The sequence below is a fragment of the Sulfurovum sp. NBC37-1 genome, assembly GCF_000010345.1.
Lineage (GTDB): Bacteria > Campylobacterota > Campylobacteria > Campylobacterales > Sulfurovaceae > Sulfurovum.
In genome coordinates this window covers 1029004-1049689 of sequence record NC_009663.1, presented here as the reverse complement: position 1 = coordinate 1049689, position 20686 = coordinate 1029004, and the positions used below count along the sequence as shown (strand labels likewise).

Genomic DNA, 20686 nt, shown 5'->3' with positions numbered 1-20686 from the left:
CATTAAGGCGAAAAAATATTGGGGGGACTGAAAATGAAACAGATATTTTTAATTTTATTGCTAGGATTATCAGTATTAAATGGTGTAGAAAAAATTGATGAGCAGGAAATAGCAAAAAGAATGCTACTTAAGATAAGTGCACCTGCACTCAAGGGTGCTAAAAAAGGATTAGTATGTCTAAAACTAAAAACAGAGAAAGAGTATTTGGAGTGTAAACAAGAAGCACGGCAGGAATTTTTAACTTCAGAGATGGGTCAAGCATTTAAAAATAGAATGAAGAAGATAACTTCTGATGACTGGGTAGACAAGGAAAAAAGAGAGCAAGCGATAGCTAAACTTAAAAAAACTATCGAAGAACTTGAGCCTCAAGTAGTTTGTGCAAAGAATCCTAAGACAGTAGACTATATGGGATGCATGGAGTGAGTATTACGGGTAGCACAATAGTGGGAAAAGAGGGTCAAGCAGATGAGTAGGCAAAAAAAAGCAAGCATTACCCATGAGATTTACAAGATGTGCAAGCAGAGTAGGTTTGTTTTTTTCTTTATGATTGTCGTGCCAGTTTTTATTGGTCTTTATTTTTTTTATATCGGAGTAAAAGAGATAAAGCTTGCAAACGAAAGTACCGGATGGCCTTCAGTACAGGGAAAAATCACTATTTCATTATTAAGTAAAAATATCAGTAGTTATAGACGTCATCCAAGAGGTGCACCATCTATAGCATTTCATTATAAATATGAAATAGATCAAAAGATATTCATAGGCGACAGAGTAATGTATGGATATAAAAATAATTTTTTTACCAGTGATTCATATCGACAGTCAAAAGCTTACACTAAAGGAAACAGCGTAACGGTCTATTATAATCCTGACAACCCTGAACAAGCTGTTCTGGAACCTGGAGCTAATTTCCCATATTCGTGGAACATAATCATGATAGCGCTGATACTAATGATACCGCTTTATTTCGTCATAAAATATGAGTTTTTATATAAAGATGAGAAGAGTGAAGATGAAGAGTAAAAAAATAAGGGTCAGGTGACAACAACAACTTAATACATCTTATGCTATACTCCTCCAAATAACCAAAAAGGAGTGGTGGTGGCAAGACGACCCCGTATCGAACTAGTTGGGTATTACCATATCATCAACAGAGGTGTGGCTCAAATGCCCATCTTTAAAGAACCTGACGATTATGAACAGTTTGAAGAGCTGATGTGCTCCACCATGAAGAATTATGGGATCACTTTGCATAACTACTGCCTGATGTCCAATCACTATCATCTGCTCATAGAGACAAGCCGGGAAAACCTCTCCAAGTTCATGAGACAACTTAACATGAACTACGCCATTTACTTTAACAAAAAATATCATCGCTCAGGACATCTCTGGCAAGGTCGCTTCAAGTCCTGGTATGTCACTGATGAGGCTTACCTCTATACACTGATGCTCTACATAGAACAAAACCCGCTGAAAGCCAATATGGTAAAAAGTCTAGAAGATTACCCTTACAGCTCTTATCATTACTTTTTAGAAAAGCAAATACCGGAATGTCTGCAAAATGCATGGATAGTACAAAATCATGGCCATGACATAGAAGCGATCAAAGAGATGTTGAACAGTAAAGTAGACAGTAGTATACTGCAAGAGCTCAAAACAGCATCTTCTTTGGTGGAAGCTCCCAATACAAACAAAAAACCTGATATCAATAAACTTACAAAAATATTTTCAGAGATACAGGATAAAAAAGAGAGAAACAGGCAAATCGTAAAAGCATATGACAAAGGCTATTCTCAGCATATGATCGCTAAAGTATTAGGTATATCACAACAGGCAGTGAATGGGATAATTAAGAGGAACAGGAAATGAGCTGTTGTTGTCACACGACCCCTTATCTTTCTTATCTTTGGAATGATGGGATAAGATAAAAGAAGTTTGGGAAAGATATCGGGGGCCAGAGCCTCCGATTCCATATAGATTGCAATTGTAGATTTGCAGTATACTGTATCAGCATACTACAATGAGATCGAACTACCTACTTGATAGAGGCCTCAAGCATTTTGACTGCCTTGTTGGACTCTTTGAGCAGTGTCATATTGAGTTTTTCTGCTTTTTTGAGCGCTTCATCGGAAGTATCGGCACCATTCACGATCGGTGCATACTCAGCCCATATCTTTTTGACCCCCTCGAACTGCGCTTTGATATCCGCTTTTTTGCAACCTGCAATCAGTTCGTCAAGTGTCTTGTCGAAAAGCGCCGCAGTCTTTTTGATATTTGCTTTATTGGCATCTGCATCGATTCCGTTGGCGATCAGAAGCAGCTCTTTTGTCATCTTCTGGGTCAGCATCCTCTGTCTCCCGGCAACATTGATCTTTTTGGCCATTTCGGGAGCGAGCTTGGAACCGCTTGCTTTAGCATACATCTGCACTGCTGCATTCATATTTTTGAGCAGCGGAAGATTCTCTTTGGCGATTGCCTCAAGTGTCGCTTTATCCGCCTTGCCTGCAATCACCTTATCGATATTGGCTTTGAATGGCACCCAAAGATCCGTTACCTTCTGAAGCTGTGCAAGAATCTCCTTGTTGTCAGTCTTGGGGAGATTGAGACTGCTGTCACCGCCTATCAACCCTTTGAGTGTCTTATCAAAAAGCGCTGCTGTCTTCTTGAGGTTTTCTGTATTGGCTTCCGCGTCGATCCCTTTGGCGATATAGAGTGCCTCTTTGCTCATTTTTTGCGTCAGCATTCTCTGCTTACCCGCCAGGTTGATCACGACACCGCTCTGCTGCTTGGTTTGAGCTACCGCTGCCGGAGCATTCTCCGCTGTCGCCAGAGTTGTCACACCCACTGTCAAACACACACTTATAGCCGCTGCTGAAAAAATTCTTTTCATCAATTCTCCTTTTGGTAATAATAAATTCAATTTATCATAGCAGAAGATCTGCAAACAGGAATTGATATATATCAAGAAAAGTAATTCAAATTTACAAGCTATCATCTGTTTTTTGGAAGTGAAAACTTTAGTTTCACTCTTGACTCTGTGTGGGGCTAAAGGGAACCTCTCTTAAATAACTGAAACCCCAAAGCCCTCAATTCAGGTGCTTTCAGGCATTTTAGCTTACACAAGTGTCATTCCAAAAGATACGGCCTGGCTTTTCAACTTCTTCATCAATTTTTCTTTGTACTTTAACTCTTCAACAGTAAAAATACTTTCATCATAAGGCGTTTGATTCGTCAGCATAGAATAAACGATCCTTGCAAGTTTATGCGCCGTTGCAGTAATGGCTTTCGGTGCACCGAGCCTTGAGCGCATTTTTCTAAAATAATTTCCAAAGCATAGAAGCATAGAAAGCATAGAAACATAGGGGTCTATCATCCCTCATCTTGCTCATCTTGGCCCCTCATCTTAAATAGAGCAAATGGTATATGTAAAAAATGTAATCAAAAAGCACCATTTATAAGAAAAAAAGATAATACGCCTTATATCTTGAAGTGCATCACAAAATTTTACTCTCAGACGGTGGCGAAGATAGTCTAGAAAATGCTATTGCTGTTTGTCCAAACTGTCACAGAGAATTACACTTTGGTTGATAGCTTGTCTAACAAATCATTGGAAAGAAATATTTGACCCTACGGATCAAATATTTCTCAAATCAAACGTTAGCATTATACTTGCATATTAAGTCTGAATTTGGTACAATAAAAGGACTGAAGGAGATTTTATGCAAATTATAAATGATATAAAGCCTGTTACCTATCTAAAAAGTAGAGCAGCTGATGTTTTAAAATATATCAATGAAACTCATAGACCTATGATAATCACCCAAAATGGCGAAGCTAAAGCTGTTATACAAGATCCAAAAAGCTATGAAGATATGAGAAATGCCCTTGCTATAATGAAGCTTCTTTCATTTGCAGAAGAAGATATTAGGAGTGGAAATCTTCATACTGAAGAAGATGTTTTCAGCTCTGTTGAAGAAATCCTCGGTAAATGAGTAAAACTTATAAAGTTAAATGGACTTCAAATGCAAAAGAAGACCTTTTAAATATTGTTGATTATATCAAAAAAGATAGTCTAAGTGCTGCAAGAGAAGTTTATGGACAAATAAGAGAAAAAGCACAATCTAGCAACTTTTTTCCTTTAAGAGGCAGAGTAGTTCCTGAACTTCTAAAAGAAGGTATAACTATTTATAGAGAACTCATTGTACAACCTTGGAGAATTATGTACAAAATTGAAAATGACACTGTTTATATTATGGCTATTTTTGATTCAAGACAAAATGTAGAAGAGTTGTTGTTACAAAAACTATTAAGAGGGAATATGCTTACAAAACAGAGTAGCCAATAAATTACCTAGTGGCAATTTATTGGCTATCTTTAAGTGTTAGAAAAGTAAAAGGATTGCTATGCAGAAAAAAGAACCAAAAACCTGTGTAAAATGCGGTGAGCCTTACTTTGGTGACCACTGTGTAGGATGTCACAGCAACCAGTATGCCCACTACAATGCAGATACTTCCACCAAAAATAAAGTACTGATAGCCTTTGCGTTTTTGATCATTGTCGGACTCATCCTGCTCAATAGGTGACTGCTCCCTATTTCGTATCGGCTTCTGCTCATGGTTTTATCTTTTTTCTGTATTATAGAGCAACAAGAGAGTTGGAAAATTATGTGCAAGTGTGGATTCCGTTTCACACCATGTCATGTTTTTTAGGTTGCAGTATGCGTTCCTATCTAGGACGGATGGGAAAGAGGAAAGGAAACAAAAATTATGAAAAAACTTAAAAAACCGATTATTATTACAGCTCTTGCCATTTTCACTATTTATCTGTTCAGCCTGTTTGTTGATTATTATGGCGATTGGCTTTGGTTTAAAAACATGGGATACGATTCCGTATTTGACACTATTCTCCTGACCAAAATTTTATCATTCATCCTGTTTTTTCTCATTTTCATTTTATTTTCAGGTATCCACATTCATTTTGCATATCACGGGGGAAGCCAAAGCAGGAACAACATTCCCCTTGCGGATGATGACCCGAGACAGAAGATATTGCCGCTGTACCAGGGGAAAGCGGTTGCCTGGCTGTGGGCTGTTATTATCTTGTTTTTTGCCATTGTTATGGGTTCTTACGCCTCCGCATATTGGCATGACTTTTTAAAGTTTATTTATCCGTCTTCTTTTGATTTGAAAGAACCTATTTTTGGGAAAGATGCAGGATTTTATATTTTTACACTTCCGGTGTATCAATTTGTTGTAAGTTGGTATCTTTTTATGGTCGTCATTACCTTTATCGGTGTTTTATCTTCTTATTACATTGATACTGCATTTAACTTTACTAGTAGAAAATTTAACATTACCGGGAAGGCAAAAAGCCATTTAACCCAGCTGACCGCCTTTTTTGCACTGGGGGTTTCTGCACTCTATTTTATAAAATTATATAATATTTTATATTCTTCCCATGGTGTTGCTTACGGACCTTCTTACATGGACGTTCATGCACAGATTCCTGCCTATTGGACTATTCTCGTTATGAGTTTGATCATAACGATACTTTTATTTTTTTATCCTTTTTATAAAAAAAGAAAAGTCATTGTTTCTGCCTTGGGACTATGGGTTTTGGTTTGGGCAGGATTTGTGTGGATTTATCCGGGAATCGTTGAACAATATATCGTAAAACCCAATGAACTGAAGAAAGAAACACCTTATATATTAAATAATATAAAATTTACCCGGACAGCCTTCGGACTAGATAACATTAAGGTCAAACCTTTTTCTGTAGATCAGAATATAACATACAAAGATATTCTCGATAACCGTCATACTATTGAAAATATACGTTTATGGGACCGCAGGCCTTTGATACAAACCTACAAGCAATTGCAGGAAATTCGCCTGTATTATGATTTTAAAAATGTACAGGTTGACCGTTATCATTTTCATAAATACACCGAAGTGGTATTGGGAGCCAGAGAGTTGCCTGAATTGGGAATTCCTGCTCGGGCACAAACCTGGGTAAACAATCATTTGATCTATACCCACGGATATGGTGTTGTGATGAACCCTGTCAATGAGATCACATCCGATGGAATGCCTGAACTTATTGTGAAAGATATTCCCCCAACGACATCCGTTAACCTGAATATCAAGCAAATGGCTATCTATTATGGCGAAGAAACAAACCAATTTGTTTTGGTCAATACAAGAGCCAAAGAATTTGATTATCCCAAAGGGGATGATAATGTTTATGCCTCATATGCGGGAAAAGGAGGCGTGCAGATCTCTTCTCTTTTCAGGCGTCTGGTATATGCCTGGAAGTTTTCCGACATTAATATTCTTTTTACAGGTTACCTTACCAAGCAAAGTCGTATTATGTTTCACCGGAACATCATGCAGCGTGTAGCAACGCTTGCTCCTTTTCTTTCTTTCGACTCTCAGCCTTATCCGGTTGTCGGTAAGGATGGCAAACTCTATTGGATACAGGATGCCTACACCACAAGCAATATGTTCCCCTATTCCGAACCGCTTTACCATAATCCGATAGAAAGAGGGATCAATTACATCAACAACTCTGTCAAAATTGTCATTGATGCTTATGACGGAGATGTTTCATTTTATGTCATTAACCCAAAAGACCCGCTGGTTCAGACCTATGAGAAGATCTATCCCAAACTGTTTAAGCCTTTTAGCAACATGCCCGGTTTTTTGAAAGCACACATCCGCTATCCGACAGATCTGTTTAATATTCAAACTAAAATGTACAATGTGTATCACATGACCGATCCCAAAGTGTTTTATAATCAGGAAGACTACTGGGAAATTCCAAATGAAACATACAGCAGAGGAGAACAAAAAATGTTCCCCTATTATATTATTATGCGTTTGCCTGATACGAAAAATGAAGAATTTATTTTGATGATACCTATTACACCTTCCAAAAAGGATAATATGAACGCATGGTTATGTGCCCGCTGTGATGCCCCAAATTACGGTGAACTGATCGTGTATACCCTGCCTAAAGACAAGCTCATTTACGGGCCGATGCAAATTCAAGCCAGAATCAATCAGCAGCCCGACATTTCCTCTGAACTGACCCTTTGGGGTCAGCAAGGTTCAAGGGTTATAAAAGGAAATCAACTGGTGATTCCCATAAAAAATTCATTTATTTATGTTGAGCCGGTATACCTGCAGTCGGAAGAGGGTCAAATTCCTGAACTGAAAAGAGTTATCGTGGCTTTTAAAGAGAAGGTAGAGATGAGGAAAACACTCGATGAAGCACTCGAGGCTGTCTTTAATGTTGCCCCGGGTCAGATGGCTAACCCCCAACAATCGGCAGGCAAACATGTAGGAGGAAGGACTGTTCTTTCTATTGAAGCGCATAAAGCACTTGAGCATTACAACAAGGCTATGGATTCCCTACGACAGAATGATTGGGCTAATTTTGGCAAAGAGTTAGACGAGATGAAATCGGTTTTATTAAAAATGACTCAGTCTGAAACCAAGTCAAGCGGTATGCCAAAAGTTAAATAACAATGATCACAGAATCATTTACAGTCACATCTCACTTCACCTTTTGTGAAGCAGGTTATTTCAACAGCAGATGCCCGGCACCTTTCAGCCAGTAACAGGTCGCGATATCCGAAAAAAATTCAAATGCTTTCTCCGCATCGATGATCTTGTCTTCTGAACCGAGAAAGACTTCTATTACCGTACCTCTTTGGCGTATCTCTTCTATTTTCTCTTTCTCCCATCGATACGTCAGGAGTGACTCGAGTTCTTCTTTGCTTCCCATCTGCAGGTATGGTTCAAGATCGACTGTGGACGGATAAGCTGCATTTTGAAGGAATTGTGTTGTGTAAGCTGTTTTGTCTGCTTCAAAGTAGCGTAACTGCGCTCGAATGAAACTGGACTTCTGCATCTGGAAGAATGCCGGAGAGAGCAGGATGAGCCTATCCACTCTTTTGGATGTGGCATGAACATATTCCAGTGCCTGCTGTGCACCGTAACTGAAACCGACTACACAGAGTTCACTCCCTACAAGCCATTCACTAAAAAATCCTTCTTCTCCTCTGAGGGAAAAACCGTTGAAGTAACGCAAGGTTTAAAATATCTCCAGCAGTATTTTTCTACACGCTTCCTGGTCTATGTTTTCATGCTGAAGAAGATACTCGGAAACATCTGAGAGTGCTTTTCCGAGTTTTTTGAGAAGGTCGGTCACTTCCGAGACCATTTCACGCATCAGCTCCTCTTCCTTATGCGGATTGACAATGAAGTCTTCACTCATCCAGTAGTCGTATATCACTTTATTGAGCAACTCTTTAGCCTGCCTGATGTCGGTACCGGCATTGTTGAACTGTTCATTATAGTGCAATTTTGTCGCAATGCTTCCGGCAAGATAGACCTTGATACGGTTGATGAGTTTGGAACGGGAAAGTATCTCGTGTTCCTGAACGGAGAGTCGGGTAGTAACGATCCCGATCTTCTCGAACTCGACGTCCAGCCAGGTGGCTACGACCGCTTTGGCTCCCTGATAGACAGCCTGTATCTTCCGCTCTTCTTCCGTAAAGCTGAGTATCTTGCGTTTGCCCAGCAGTACCTTCTCCTTGACCGCTTCGAAGTCACTGTTCTCAACGACCTTTCGCCCCTCTCTCATGGCATAGATCGCTGCTTCATTTGTCAGGGTATCCAGCGCAGCCGAATTGAAACCGACGGTCATACGCGCTACACTTTCGATGTCCACATTGTTTGGTTTGTGTGCCAGGTAGAGTTCGAGTATTTTCATCCTGTCCTCAAGGTCCGGCAGGGAGATATGGATACGTCTGTCAAAACGCCCTGCCCGAAGCAAGGCTTCATCCAGCACATCGATCTTGTTGGTCGCACCAATAACGATGACACCGGAACTCTCTTCAAAACCGTCCATTTCGGTTAGGAGTTGATTGAGCGTCGCTTCACGTTCATCATTCCTGAACTCTCCCCTGCTCTTCCCCACGGCATCTATCTCATCTATAAAAATGATACTCGGTGCCATCTGCTTGGCCTTTTTGAAAAGTTCGCTCACACGCTTGGCACCCATACCCACATAAATATGCACGAAAGAAGCACCGCTTTGATAGAAGAACGGTACACCTGCTTCTCCCGCGACCGCCTTGGAAATAAGTGTTTTACCCACACCTGGAGGGCCTACAAGCAGCACACCCTTGGGGAGGCGTATATCCATGTCACGGTATTTCTGCGGCTCACGAAGGAAGTCGATGATCTCTTCGAGCTCCTCTTTGACATCTTTGATCCCTGCGACATCCTTGAAGGTCACGTTTGACTTAAGTGCCTGGACCGGTTCGTAGATCTCTGCATTCTCTTCTCTCGCACCGCGGATCTGTCTGAGCTGCTGCAGACGGTTCACTTTCATCATTCGGAAAAGATAGCCGATGGAGCCGAGCAGGATCAGCAGCAAAAGCAGATCGAAGATATAGCCTTTATCCTCTTTTACCTCCACAGGATATTTGCTGAAAAAAGCGGCCGTATTGATGGCATTTTTATAGATCTTGTAGTTTCCTCCATCCGTTTTGAGATGGATATAGTCTCCGTCCACGATCACCTTTTTGATCTTGTCCTTGCTGTAGAGGATGTTGGCCTGCTTGTGCGTGATCAGGGTATCCGTATCACGCAGTGCCGTGTAGGCAAGCAGAAGAACGACCAGACCTGAGAGTGTGAGGATGATCTTCAGGTTTTTTTTGTCGAAGAGTTTGGATCTAAAGTCTTGCGCTGTTGCTTTCACTGCCTACCTCCACTTGATTGAGAAGTACCCAGTTCGCACTGAGATCCTCATCACTTTCTACTTGTACACGGTTGAAATACTGATCGAATCCGCTATAGATGCCGTTTTTGCCGCTCTCCAGCAATACTTCGAGATCACAGTTGTGCTCACGCCGAAAAAGGAAGTTCTTTGCTTTGACAAGTGCCGTCAGCTCACGGTGGCGCTCTTTTGCGATGTTACCCCGAATTTCGGGTTTCATAACAGCCGAAGCGGTATTGTCACGCTTGGAGTAGGAGAAGGCATGCACATGTGTCAAAGGTAGTTCCTTGACACGGGAAATACCTTCCTTCCACTCCTTCTCATCTTCTCCGGGATGCCCTACGATGTAGTCCGTCCCCAGCGCATAGCCCTTCTCTGCGATCCGGTGAAAAAGTTCCAGGTCTGTAGCAAATCTGTTACGGCGGTTCATCAGTTCGAGCATCCGATCAGAAGTATGCTGCAGCGCGATATGCAAATGTTTCGCCATCCAGGGTTCACTCAGCAGTTCCATAAACTCATCGTCGATCTGAACGGGTTCGAGACTCCCTATACGGATGCGACGCACACCGCGGATCATACTCATCTTTTTGAGCAGTTTTGCCATGGAGGTGTCATGGTCTCTCCCGTAGGAGCCGACATTGGTGCCTGTGAGTATGAACTCGCCAAAACCGTTGGCGGCCAGTTTTCTGATCTGCTCGAGGATAGTCTCTTCTCGGTGTGAGCGTGCATTCCCGCGTACTGCGGGGATGATACAGTAGGAGCATCTGAAGTCGCAGCCCTCCTGTATCTTGATGAATGCCCTGCTCTTTCCGACAAATTCTTCAACGATGGTGGAATCGATATGCTCCAGGTCACCGATCTCGTAGAAACGTGTCTCTTTTTTGAGGATCTCGTTGATATTCTCTTTCTCTGAGTGTCCCATGACACCAAATACTTTTTCATCTTCGAAAAGCGCTTCCCCTTTGGAGTGGGAACCGCAGCCTGCCAGAATGACCCTTGCATTGGGGTTCTTTCGCTGTATGGAGGAGATATAGTTCCGCACAGAAGAGTCCGCTCCGTTCGTGACCGTACAGGAGTTGACCACAATGATATCGCTCTGCGTATCGTCCTGTGAGAGTTCGAACTCACTGAGCTTGGACATCATCACCTGCGTGTCAAACTGATTGGTACGGCATCCGAAGGTTTTGAAAAAGACTTTTTTACTACTCATGCCAGCGTATCCTCATCATACTGTATCTCTTCGGGAGGCAGAGGCTTTCGCACATCCTTGTCAACATAGATAGACTGTGTCGGGAAGGCGAGGAAGATGTCGTTCTCAGCCTGCAGTCGCTCTATGATCTCCATGGAGATCGTACTTCTCAGTGTCAGTGTCGCATAGGCATTGGTATGGTACCAGGCGGAGATCTTGATACCATACGGCTCAATGAAGGTATAGATGCGAGGCTCTACATTGGTATTTTTCATACTGTACTGGCTTCTGAGTTTATTTAGCTGTTTCCGGGTGATCTCCGTATAGCCTTTGGCATATTTTTTGGTGACTTCTTTTGCAATGGAAGAGGCTTTTGTAACATTGGAATCAAAGGTGATCATGAAATCTATACCGTCCCATACCGTTTTCAGGCCTGCATGTGAATAGTTGGCGACCATATCGGTAAAAATGAAATTATTGGGTACAAATATGATCCGCCCTGCTCTTCTGTTGTGCATATAGGTCGTTAAGGTAATGTCTTCCTGAATGGTCATACGCAGCAAAGAGATATCGACGACATCTCCCACATACTCCACACCTTCACGTACAAATTTCACTCTGTCCCCTACATGAATGGCACCGCCGATGATAATGACGAACCAGCCCATAATAGACATGAACCAGTCCTTCATCGCAATAGCAATACCCGCGGAGGCGAACCCAAGAATGGTCACGATATAGTTCACATTCTCTATATAGGCAAAAAGCAGTGTCAGCAGCATCAGTGTCACAAAAGTAAAATTCAACGCTTTATTTATGGTGTAAAAGCGGTCATTGTCCGACATGTAGCGTCGAACAAGATACTTGATCAGCAGGATAAAAAGAATGAAAAAGAGGATGATCATACCGATGTTGCTGGCCTTCTCCATCTCTCTTTTGATGTCTGCACGAAGATTGAGTGTCAGTTCGTCGATCTTTTTGGTATATACATTTTGCGTGGTCTTGAAAATCTCGACAACCGGTGTGAATGTTTTGATCTTCTCTTCGGTATCTAAAAGCTCCTCTTTGTATTTTGTGTTGTTCGCATCGTAGAGGAGTATCTTCTTGAGAAGCAGCTTCCTCTCCTCGAGTTTCTCCATGACTTTTTTTATGGATTCATACCGGCTCTCGTATTCTGTTTCATCCGTTTTGAGTTTCTTGATGTAGGAAAGAGCAGAGATGATCGCCAAAGGATTTCCCACGGTTGGAACATCGGTAATTTCCGGCGGCTTCAAGAATTTTTTGAAAGGATCACTTTCGTACTCTTTGAGCAACTGCAGCTTCCCCTCGATAATGGAGCGCTTGCTTTTGAGCATTTCAAAGGCTTTCTCTTCCTCTTTTGTTCGTTTGTATTTGTTATCGAGAATGGCCATCTGATCATCCAGATGCTCTTTTTGTTTCCTCAGTTCCATGTAAGTATGATAGTTGCTGTAGATCTTTGACCAGATGTTGTTGTCGAGCAGTTTCTTATCGAGTGCCTGCTTTTTCTCTATCAGGGCTTTGAGTTGCCTGGCCTTGGCCTGCGCATCACCGGATTTTCTTTGCAGTGTGGTGACGCTTTGATTGTTCTCCTGAACCGTATGTGTTACGGCAACCGTCCCGTTCTGCTCTGTGGCCGGCGCCGCAAAAAGAAGCATACTGCACAGGAGTGAAACAGCAAGAAGCCTGTGCATCATACCTCTTCCTCAAACTTCTTCAAAACATTCTTTACCACGCTCTCATCGATATCGCTGACAATTTTATGTCCGCCTATGCCTTCAGGCAAAATGAATTTTATACTGTTGTTCGCACTCTTCTTGTCCAGGAAGAAGTGCTCATAGAAATCATCCACATCTTTGATCGTGTAGTGTGTCGGCAGAGAAGCTTTTTCCAAAAGTGCTTTGATACGATCAGCCTCGGTTTCACCCAACAGGCCAAGTTCGACTGCCAGCGCGTTTGCCATGACCATACCGATCGCAACGGCTTCACCGTGAAGATAGGTAGTATAGCCGGTCTCGTTCTCGACCACGTGGCCGAAGGTGTGTCCATAGTTGAGTACGGCGCGTATCCCTGCTTCCTTTTCATCCTGGTTGACTACCCAGGCTTTGAGCTCTACGCTTCTACGTATCGTCTCTTTGAGTACCTCTTCATCGCTCAGATCGGCAGTGACCAGGAATTCAAAATAGTCTTTGTCAAACATCACCGCCATTTTGATGATCTCTGCCACACCGGCTGAAAATTCCCTCGAAGGAAGGGTTTTCAAAAATGCGGGATCGATATAGACCGCTTTTGGCTGGTAGAACGCACCGATAAGGTTCTTGCCATACCTGTTGTTTACACCTGTTTTCCCTCCAACACTCGCATCGACCTGTGAAAGCAGTGTCGTAGGGATTTGAATGAAATCGATCCCGCGCTGGTAAAGACTTGCCGTAAACCCGGTCATGTCTCCAATGACCCCGCCGCCAAATGCGATCAGAAGGGATTTTCTGTCGAACTTATGTTCAAAAAGCTCATTGAGGATCGTCTCTACCGTCTCAAGTGTCTTGTATTCCTCTCCGTCGGGTACGGTGATCACCTCAAGCTGCGGTGCTTTTATGTGTGCAAGCAGTGTTTGAAGGTGGTAACCCGCCACAGTGGGATTGGTCACTACGGCAACTTTGGTATCGAAAGTAAGTTGGGGGAGTGCATCGATAGTGATATCGTAGGTAATGTTTTTTGTATGGGCCAGTTCAATAGGGACGATCATTTGGGATAACCTTGCATAAAGATAATGCTTTTATTTTATCTTAAATGCCCTTAATATGCACTATCATCCCTCGCTCAGCGCAAAAGGCACCAGAAGTTTGGGGTGTTTTTTCGTAGTAAGCAGGAAGTCGCTCACCTTCGTCGAGATCAGCCGCATGACATTGTATGTGTTCAGCTCTTTTTCAAAAGCGCCTATCTGGAGTACATCCACCATATTGTCCAACTCTCTGATCGGATTGGCGATCTTCTGTTCTATGTGAATGTCCATACCAAAAATATGTGTCAGCGTCTCGTAGTGTTCGATGATGATCTTTTTGCTGTCAAAATCACCTTCCGGATCAAAATCACAAAGAGAGAGTTTGAGTTCGAGTGATTCGGAGATATCAAATGCCGTGGACGAGATGGATTCCATCTTTTCTTTTTCATTTTCCATCAAAACCACTGCTTCTTTGACATTGTAAAGCAGGTCATCACCGAAAAGATAAACCACTTTTCTAAGCTCATACAGCGTTTCTTTGAGGTCTTCCGATTCAAAACGTTCTATACTGTTAAGTACCAGTCCTATATCGTATTGCTGGATGTCATACTCTATGAGCGTTTTGATATCCTGATCATCATAACAGGTACTGATGATGATATTTTCTGTTTCATAGCTCTTAAGCTCTTCTACCAGTTTAAAGTCATTGGGATAGAGAATGCGTATATAGAGTTTTTTTTCTTCCAATTTCTCCAGAAGGTAGATACTCTCTTTGAGATAGATCAGGGCATTGTCATGGTCAAAACGAAGATCCAGTATCAGGAAGAGATCCCGCCCGAATGGTTCGGGGAAAAGACCGATACGTTTGTTGATGGTCTTGTAGACGCCGTTGAGCACGATGGGTTTTCCCAGTATCAACAGGGTATCGTTCGGGCGTATCATCGTGGCGTTGTTGGGGATAATCTGCTTGTCGTTACGGTAGATCGCAGCGATCTTCCATTTTCTCTGCAGAATGGAGCCCACATGTCTGAAGGCATAGGTGCTTCCAAACGGAACATGGACCTCCATGATCTCCCCCTGCCCCAAACCGACATTCTGGGCGACGACAGGTACATTGGGAAGATGGTCATACAGATGTGCCGCTATCAGATCGTCGACATGGAGAAGTATCACATTCTCCAACCCTTCTCCCACTGTCTCTTCATCCCACTGGTTCACCAGTACTATTCTGGCTTTGTCATCAAGAAGCTGTATGTTGTTCAGCGCATATTTCGTATCGTCAATATCCTGCATGACGATGAAAACGAGAGTATACTTCACTTCCATCATGATCTTGTCAAGCTTGGAGAAACTGGTGGGATCTGCCTTGATCAGTGTAATATTCTTTCCCAGTTTTTCAGGAAGTACATCATCATTGTAGTAGGTGACATAGTAATGGTTCTCCGCCACCCTCTTCTTGTCGACCCACTCCAGGAAATGTTTGGCGATACTGCCGTCGGCGAGTATAAGGATATTCTTCATTGATGACCTATTTGGCTTCAACCTGCATTTCAAAATGGAAATTCAGATATAATCACAGCATTAATTTGGGAGATATTATAACACAATGCATTTTCAGATAGATAAAACCGACAGCAAGGCCAGAGCCTGCACCATAAAAACTGCCCACTCCACCATTCAGACACCTGTTTTCATGCCTGTGGGCACCGTCGGCGCCGTCAAGGCCCTCGATGCAACCGACCTTGCCACTTTCATCAAGCCGGAGATCATTTTAGGGAACACTTACCATCTCTACATTCGTCCCGGTGACGAGGTCATCAAAACCATGGGAAAGCTGCACGGTTTTACCAAATATCCCAAAAGCTTTCTGACCGATTCGGGAGGTTTCCAGGCTTTCTCGCTCTCAGACAACGTCAAGATCGATGAAGGCGGCATCACTTTTAGAAGTCACCTTGACGGCTCCAAGCACTACTTCACTCCCAAGAAGGTCATTGACATACAGAACAATCTCGGTTCTGATATCATGATGATCCTCGACGACCTGGTCGCATTGCCGGCAACACAGGAACGCATCAAAGCGAGTATCGAACGTACGACACGCTGGGCAGAGGAGTCCATCACCTACCACAGAGCGAACCAGAAAAAAGGGATCGGTGTCGACCAGAACATCTTTGCGATCATTCAGGGCGGAACGGACAAAGCTTTCAGAGAGAAGTCAGCCAAAGAACTCTGCAGGCTCGACTATGACGGTTTTGCCATTGGAGGATTGAGCGTGGGGGAAGCCAACCAGGATATGTACGATACTGTGGAATGGACCACGCAGTTCATGCCCGAGGAGAAACCGCGCTACCTCATGGGTGTGGGTACACCCGAGGACCTGGTGGAGAATGTCTCGAGAGGTGTAGATATGTTCGACTGTGTCATGCCGACAAGAAATGCAAGGAACGGAACGCTCTTTACCTCTTTTGGGAAAGTAAATATCAAGAAAGCGGAATACACGACCGATGCAGGCCCCATCGACCCGGAATGCGGCTGTATGGTCTGCCAAACCTACTCACGTGCCTACCTGAGACACCTCTTCCGTTCAAGGGAGATCACCTATTTCAGGCTGGCGACGATCCACAACCTGTATTATTATCTGAATTTGATGAAAGAGATGAGAGAAGCGATTCTTGAAGAACGCTTTAATGATTTCAAAGTAACGTTCTACAGGAAAAGAGGAAAGTAAGAGGTACCTCCAAAGGAAGAAACCTGAAAGATTATGCGAATTTTTTCTTCCAATATCTCATCCACACAAGTCTGAGTTTGCTTCTGTGCACTCTGCTCAATCTTTTGGGAAGATTGTTTCGAAGGTTTCTTTCAAGATTTTTGCTGAGTTTTTTGCTTTTCATGATGGCATGAAAACCGCCGGCACCCTGCTGATGTGTACCGTAAATGGAAAAAGCATTCACTTTGAGACCGTTACGCTTCAAACTGCGGATATTGTCTGCCATGATCGCTTCGAATATCCTGTCCTGGTTTCTGGGCTGTTTCCATTTGCTGTAGGGGATATGTAGTTTCTTAGCATAGGCTCTGGCCGTTTTAGGCATGATCTGGTAACGTCCATAAGCACCGCTCTTACGGTTGTGCGCATGATAGCTTCCCGTAGTGCTTTCCACTTTTACCACTTTTTTAACGATCTGTTTCATAGTGGCCGGCTTCAAGCCTGCCGTCTTGGCCAGTTTGGCATAGGCATTGGAAGATGTCGTAGTGATAAATAGTGTCACAATAACGGCAAAGAGTCTGTTGGTGATTAATCTGCTTGATAGTTTTGAAAAAAAGGTTTTGTTTTGCTGGTTTCTGATCTGATATATATTTGCTACTATAGTTGATCCTTTATTATTTGATTTCGGAATATTACATAAATTTAATTAATCGAAAAATAACAAATACTTAACTTAAATTTAAGTAGTCAAAATAAATGAGGTATAATATTAAATAGTATCAATGCTGGTACGGCACTTTTGCAGAGGGTGTCTCTTTGGCCGTATATTCCAGATGTGCATCCTGGTCATCAAAGAAAATATCTGCTCCAAAGGCTTTTACCACCTCATATTTCTGTACGCCACCCTGAAAAAAGGCTTCGTCAACACGGACACCCCATCCCTCCAGTGTCCCAAGCACTCTCTCATGTGTGGAGAAGTTCCGCGCCGTGATCAATGCCGTACGAATGGGAGAGGACTCCATAGGGAATTTATCCTGTATCTCCGAGATCGTTTTGAGGAACTTAAAGAAAGGCCCCTTGCTGAGCGGGTTTTTGGCATTACGGCGTTCATGCTCGATGAAAGCTTCCAACCCCTCTTTCTGATAGACACGTTCGCTCTCATCTCCGAAGATCACTGCGTCACCATCGAAGGCTATTTTGACCATATCACTCTCTTCGGAAGTAATGGGCGTATGAGGAAGTATGGTGGCTGCAGCCACTCCCGAATTGACCGCTTCTTCCACATCCGGTGCATAAACCGAGAGAAAAAGATCAACTTTGAAAGCATTGAGATAGCGTGCGACAGGTGTACCGGCCGTCCAGCCTGTACGTTCGATATCGAGGGCATAGTGCTCGATGGAGCGTCCTATGCGAAGACCCGTAGCCGCATTGTTCCGTGAGAGGATGATCACTTCAATGAGTTTGTTATCGAACTTCTTATTTATCGCAAGCAGGTTCTGGACGAACCTGAAAGCCGAACCTTTTGCAAGAGGGTTGTCAAGGTGTTCAAGCTGGTGTTTGTAGTAGCTCTCCAGCCCATCTCTGTCAAAAATGGCATTCTCCTCTTCCAGGTCGAACAATGCACGGGATGAGATAGCGATAACGAGTTTGTCCTGAAGGTCATAGGCCATAATTATTCTTTTTTAGGGAAGTATAACACAAACTTGTATTCTATATATTTTAGCACTTTTTTGACACAAATATTTGATATAATGTTAATAATCATTATATCTGGAGGTTAAAAATATGAGTTTTGGAAATATAATACTGCTTATTATCGTGGGTATCGGCGTATATCTGATCTCGATCTATAACAAGTTCGTTTCACTGAGAGCCGGCATTGATGCCGCTTGGTCTGACATCGATGTACAGCTTAAACGGCGCTACGATCTCATACCGGCACTGGTCGATACGGTTAAAGGATACAAAGAATACGAGGCCGATACACTTGAAAAGGTCATTAAGGCGCGTCAGGTTGGCCTTACCGCAACTTCTGTAGATGAAAAAGCCGCCGCGGCCAATATGCTTTCAGGTGCGTTGGGCAAACTCTTCGCTTTGGCGGAAGCCTACCCAGATCTTAAAGCCAATGAAAATTTTCTGCATCTTCAGGGTGAACTGAGCCGTCTGGAAGAGACCATTCAGAATGCAAGACGCTACTACAATGCCATTGTCAGAGACTACAATGCAAAACTTGAGTCCTTCCCCGACCTTTTTGTTGCACAGAAATTCAACTTCAAACCGCGTGAATACTTCCAGCTGGACGAGAGCGAAGCCGAAGCGGTCAAAAAAATGCCGAAGATCGACCTTTAAGTAGCTCCTTCATGCTGAAAAAAACCTTTCTCACTCTGCTTCTTCTGTGTGCGACACAGCTTTGGGCAGAGCGCATCAGCGCCTATACCGTCAACATCACTGTTGAACAGAGCGGTGAACTCGCCATCAAAGAATCCATTGACTATGACTTTGAAAATGCGTCAAAACACGGTATTTTCCGTGATATTCCCTTTACCATAAAGTACAGCGGCGTCATCAAAGATCTTGGTCTGCACGCATTTTCTGTGCAGATGGACGAAAAGCCAGTGATCTGGCAGAAGTCTGTCATGGACTCGGCAAAGGCCGGAAAGGTCATACGTCTCAAGATCGGAAATTCCGGTGCTTTTGTTACGGGCAATCACCTTTACACCATCTCCTACCGTGTCAAGAAAGGTATCCTGCCAGCCGCACAGAATGAATACGACGATGCCATACGCTGGAACATCATCGGGACAGGCTGGGCCGTTCCCATCCGGAATGTGACGGCCAACATTTACCTCCCTCCTTCGCTGAACCGGCAAATGGTTGCAGTCTCGACCTATACCGGAGAGTATGGAGAGACCGCATCGGGTGCAACGAGCAGATGGATGAATCCGCAGCATCTTCAGGTAAAGGTACCCTCTTTGCAGCCTTACGAGGGTGCCACGGTCGAACTTGCCTATCCTGCCGATACACTGGGTCAGAACGGCCGGGACAATGTCAAGGCCTCTTTTGCTGAATGGTTTCTTGCCCACTGGCACTGGGGTGCGCTTGTTGGCTATCTGTTCTATTTTTACCGGGCGCTCAAGCTGCATACCGGATTTGAGGATCGCCGCTCCATTGCTGTACGCTACGGACCGCCAGAAGGTCTCAGTCTTTTGCAGTCAGGGCTTATTCTCGATAAATTTGCCGATGACAAAGATTTTGCCGCAGCGATCTTGGAACTGGCGCAGCTCGGTTATCTTGAAATATATCATGAATCAAAGAAGGTCGACCCTCTGCTCAAACGCTTGGACAAAGATACCAAAGAGCTTACTGGGGACCAAAGATACCTGCTTGAGAAGATACTCTTCAACGGTACGGACAGCTTTGTTCTCTCAAAACAATCGGAAGCGAAAGCGAAAAAACTGCGCAAAGGCTTTGATGCCATCAATGAAAAACTCTACCTATGGTCTGTCATGCAGGGATATATGGGAGAGAATCCCCAAAAAACGAGAAACAGCTTTCTTATCAAGAGCATTCTATGGCTGCTTCCCGCTTTTGCACTTCTGGTCTATACCTTTTATCGAACCTATGGCATAGACGTGATCTTCCTACTGCTCTTTCCCATTGTTTTCATCGGTGCTGGGCTTGGTATAGCGTTCTCGAATAAAGGCTGGTCCTATAAGCTTTACGGACTCATTTTTGCAGTGGCGGGTTCAGGGCCTCTGCTCAGTCTGCTTCAATCGGATATGTCGCTGAGCGGACTGCTGACCGGTCCGCTCGGCGTGTTCATCGTCTTACTTCTTGCACTCTTCTATACCTATAAAAAAATAGGGAAATACACCCAGAAGGGTGCCTATGCCCACAAGCAGCTTCTCGGCTTCAAGGAGTTCGTAGCGCGCGTCAAAAAAGATGAGCTCAAAAGACGACTGGCACTCGACCCTCTCTATCTTGAAAAAACCCTGCCCTATGCTGTTCTCTTTGATGAGACAAAACACTGGCTCTCTTTTTTCCCTCTGATGGGGGTTGCTTCACCCGACTGGTATCACGGAGATCTCGATGATCTAGATAATTTCGCTTCCAATGTTGCGACAACATCCACACCGCCTTCAAGCAGCGGTATGAGCGGCGGTGGCGGTTTTTCAGGGGGAGGAGGGTTCTCCGGAGGCGGTGGCGGTGGCGGTGGCGGCGGAAGTTGGTAATTCCAATTCCAAACGCCGGAATACTTCCCTTCCTA

20 protein-coding genes are annotated in these 20686 nt (G+C 43.5%); 10 read left to right on the top strand and 10 right to left on the bottom strand.

The genetic code is table 11. The features are described 5' to 3' along the window. Window positions 1–33 precede the first annotated feature (33 nt). The 3 genes from SUN_RS05280 (at window position 34) to SUN_RS05270 (ending at window position 1866) form a co-directional block, all read left to right on the top strand. Window positions 34–423: a hypothetical protein gene (locus tag SUN_RS05280; RefSeq protein WP_148154659.1), complete on the top strand. Its 390-nt coding sequence runs from the start codon at window positions 34–36 to the stop codon at window positions 421–423. 42 nt (window positions 424–465) lie between these two features. Then, window positions 466–1020 (top strand): DUF3592 domain-containing protein, encoded by a 555-nt coding sequence (locus SUN_RS05275; protein ID WP_011980712.1) that lies wholly within the window; start codon window positions 466–468, stop codon window positions 1018–1020. Between the two features lie 78 nt (window positions 1021–1098). Further along, on the top strand, window positions 1099–1866 hold the full coding sequence (locus SUN_RS05270; RefSeq protein WP_011980711.1) for a transposase: 768 nt from the start codon (window positions 1099–1101) through the stop codon (window positions 1864–1866). Window positions 1867–2032: 166 nt separating this feature from the next. Here the strand turns inward: SUN_RS05270 and SUN_RS05265 are convergent, their stop codons facing one another. Both SUN_RS05265 and SUN_RS13865 read right to left on the bottom strand, forming a co-directional pair. Then, complete coding sequence (locus SUN_RS05265; RefSeq protein ID WP_011980710.1) at window positions 2033–2887, bottom strand: type IV pili methyl-accepting chemotaxis transducer N-terminal domain-containing protein; 855 nt, start codon at window positions 2885–2887, stop codon at window positions 2033–2035. A gap of 225 nt (window positions 2888–3112) precedes the next feature. Further along, window positions 3113–3235: a hypothetical protein gene (locus SUN_RS13865; RefSeq protein ID WP_255322728.1), complete on the bottom strand. Its 123-nt coding sequence runs from the start codon at window positions 3233–3235 to the stop codon at window positions 3113–3115. Window positions 3236–3716: 481 nt separating this feature from the next. Here SUN_RS13865 and SUN_RS05255 point away from each other — a divergent pair, with 481 nt between their 5' ends. From SUN_RS05255 to SUN_RS05240, 4 genes are all read left to right on the top strand, one after another. Then, complete coding sequence (locus tag SUN_RS05255) at window positions 3717–3989, top strand: type II toxin-antitoxin system Phd/YefM family antitoxin (RefSeq protein WP_011980708.1); 273 nt, start codon at window positions 3717–3719, stop codon at window positions 3987–3989. Further along, on the top strand, window positions 3986–4342 hold the full coding sequence (locus SUN_RS05250; protein WP_011980707.1) for a type II toxin-antitoxin system RelE/ParE family toxin: 357 nt from the start codon (window positions 3986–3988) through the stop codon (window positions 4340–4342). Before SUN_RS05255 ends, SUN_RS05250 begins: the two co-directional genes overlap by 4 nt. A gap of 58 nt (window positions 4343–4400) precedes the next feature. Continuing rightward, complete coding sequence (locus tag SUN_RS05245) at window positions 4401–4580, top strand: hypothetical protein (RefSeq protein WP_011980706.1); 180 nt, start codon at window positions 4401–4403, stop codon at window positions 4578–4580. 183 nt (window positions 4581–4763) lie between these two features. Next, window positions 4764–7523 (top strand): UPF0182 family membrane protein, encoded by a 2760-nt coding sequence (locus tag SUN_RS05240; protein WP_011980705.1) that lies wholly within the window; start codon window positions 4764–4766, stop codon window positions 7521–7523. A gap of 55 nt (window positions 7524–7578) precedes the next feature. On the opposite strand, the gene bioV is transcribed toward SUN_RS05240, so the two are convergent. From bioV to SUN_RS05210, 6 genes are all read right to left on the bottom strand, one after another. Next, window positions 7579–8091 (bottom strand): pimelyl-ACP methyl ester esterase BioV, encoded by a 513-nt coding sequence (bioV, locus tag SUN_RS05235; protein ID WP_011980704.1) that lies wholly within the window; start codon window positions 8089–8091, stop codon window positions 7579–7581. Window positions 8092–8094: 3 nt separating this feature from the next. Continuing rightward, window positions 8095–9768 (bottom strand): AAA family ATPase, encoded by a 1674-nt coding sequence (locus SUN_RS05230; RefSeq protein ID WP_011980703.1) that lies wholly within the window; start codon window positions 9766–9768, stop codon window positions 8095–8097. Next, window positions 9743–10996 carry a tRNA (N(6)-L-threonylcarbamoyladenosine(37)-C(2))-methylthiotransferase MtaB gene (mtaB, locus tag SUN_RS05225; RefSeq protein ID WP_011980702.1) on the bottom strand — a complete coding sequence of 418 codons (1254 nt, stop codon included), beginning with the start codon at window positions 10994–10996 and terminating at the stop codon, window positions 9743–9745. Before mtaB ends, SUN_RS05230 begins: the two co-directional genes overlap by 26 nt. Beyond that, on the bottom strand, window positions 10993–12690 hold the full coding sequence (locus tag SUN_RS05220; RefSeq protein WP_011980701.1) for a mechanosensitive ion channel family protein: 1698 nt from the start codon (window positions 12688–12690) through the stop codon (window positions 10993–10995). Before SUN_RS05220 ends, mtaB begins: the two co-directional genes overlap by 4 nt. Further along, entirely contained in the window at window positions 12687–13739 is a 1053-nt protein-coding gene (gene aroB, locus SUN_RS05215) for a 3-dehydroquinate synthase (protein WP_011980700.1), read from the bottom strand. The genes SUN_RS05220 and aroB overlap by 4 nt, the downstream gene beginning before the upstream one ends. 63 nt (window positions 13740–13802) lie before the next feature. Then, the gene (locus SUN_RS05210) at window positions 13803–15236 is read right to left on the bottom strand and encodes a COG3400 family protein (RefSeq protein ID WP_011980699.1); all 1434 of its coding nucleotides are present in this window, start codon (window positions 15234–15236) and stop codon (window positions 13803–13805) included. Window positions 15237–15321: 85 nt separating this feature from the next. Between SUN_RS05210 and tgt the strand changes: the two genes are divergently transcribed. Further along, window positions 15322–16443, top strand: coding sequence for a tRNA guanosine(34) transglycosylase Tgt (gene tgt / locus SUN_RS05205; RefSeq protein WP_011980698.1), 1122 nt, complete (start codon window positions 15322–15324; stop codon window positions 16441–16443). Between the two features lie 31 nt (window positions 16444–16474). On the opposite strand, the gene SUN_RS05200 is transcribed toward tgt, so the two are convergent. Continuing rightward, complete coding sequence (locus SUN_RS05200) at window positions 16475–16981, bottom strand: transglycosylase SLT domain-containing protein (RefSeq protein ID WP_011980697.1); 507 nt, start codon at window positions 16979–16981, stop codon at window positions 16475–16477. A gap of 217 nt (window positions 16982–17198) precedes the next feature. Then, on the bottom strand, window positions 17199–18089 hold the full coding sequence (locus SUN_RS05195) for a 5'-nucleotidase (RefSeq protein WP_011980696.1): 891 nt from the start codon (window positions 18087–18089) through the stop codon (window positions 17199–17201). 115 nt (window positions 18090–18204) lie between these two features. Here SUN_RS05195 and SUN_RS05190 point away from each other — a divergent pair, with 115 nt between their 5' ends. Both SUN_RS05190 and SUN_RS05185 read left to right on the top strand, forming a co-directional pair. Next, complete coding sequence (locus SUN_RS05190; RefSeq protein WP_011980695.1) at window positions 18205–18768, top strand: LemA family protein; 564 nt, start codon at window positions 18205–18207, stop codon at window positions 18766–18768. An 11-nt stretch (window positions 18769–18779) separates the two neighbouring features. Further along, window positions 18780–20651 (top strand): DUF2207 domain-containing protein, encoded by a 1872-nt coding sequence (locus SUN_RS05185; RefSeq protein ID WP_011980694.1) that lies wholly within the window; start codon window positions 18780–18782, stop codon window positions 20649–20651. Window positions 20652–20686: the final 35 nt, after the last annotated feature.

Bases quoted from the DNA above. Each gene is read 5' to 3' on its own strand.
- SUN_RS05280 (WP_148154659.1), top strand. From the start codon at position 34: ATGAAACAGATATTTTTAATTTTATTGCTAGGATTATCAGTATTAAAT.
- SUN_RS05275 (WP_011980712.1), top strand. From the start codon at position 466: ATGAGTAGGCAAAAAAAAGCAAGCATTACCCATGAGATTTACAAGATG.
- SUN_RS05265 (WP_011980710.1), bottom strand. From the start codon at position 2,887: ATGAAAAGAATTTTTTCAGCAGCGGCTATAAGTGTGTGTTTGACAGTG.
- SUN_RS13865 (WP_255322728.1), bottom strand. From the start codon at position 3,235: ATGCTGACGAATCAAACGCCTTATGATGAAAGTATTTTTACTGTTGAA.
- SUN_RS05255 (WP_011980708.1), top strand. From the start codon at position 3,717: ATGCAAATTATAAATGATATAAAGCCTGTTACCTATCTAAAAAGTAGA.
- SUN_RS05250 (WP_011980707.1), top strand. From the start codon at position 3,986: ATGAGTAAAACTTATAAAGTTAAATGGACTTCAAATGCAAAAGAAGAC.
- SUN_RS05245 (WP_011980706.1), top strand. From the start codon at position 4,401: ATGCAGAAAAAAGAACCAAAAACCTGTGTAAAATGCGGTGAGCCTTAC.
- SUN_RS05240 (WP_011980705.1), top strand. From the start codon at position 4,764: ATGAAAAAACTTAAAAAACCGATTATTATTACAGCTCTTGCCATTTTC.
- mtaB (WP_011980702.1), bottom strand. From the start codon at position 10,996: ATGAGTAGTAAAAAAGTCTTTTTCAAAACCTTCGGATGCCGTACCAAT.
- SUN_RS05220 (WP_011980701.1), bottom strand. From the start codon at position 12,690: ATGATGCACAGGCTTCTTGCTGTTTCACTCCTGTGCAGTATGCTTCTT.
- aroB (WP_011980700.1), bottom strand. From the start codon at position 13,739: ATGATCGTCCCTATTGAACTGGCCCATACAAAAAACATTACCTACGAT.
- SUN_RS05210 (WP_011980699.1), bottom strand. From the start codon at position 15,236: ATGAAGAATATCCTTATACTCGCCGACGGCAGTATCGCCAAACATTTC.
- tgt (WP_011980698.1), top strand. From the start codon at position 15,322: ATGCATTTTCAGATAGATAAAACCGACAGCAAGGCCAGAGCCTGCACC.
- SUN_RS05195 (WP_011980696.1), bottom strand. From the start codon at position 18,089: ATGGCCTATGACCTTCAGGACAAACTCGTTATCGCTATCTCATCCCGT.
- SUN_RS05190 (WP_011980695.1), top strand. From the start codon at position 18,205: ATGAGTTTTGGAAATATAATACTGCTTATTATCGTGGGTATCGGCGTA.
- SUN_RS05185 (WP_011980694.1), top strand. From the start codon at position 18,780: ATGCTGAAAAAAACCTTTCTCACTCTGCTTCTTCTGTGTGCGACACAG.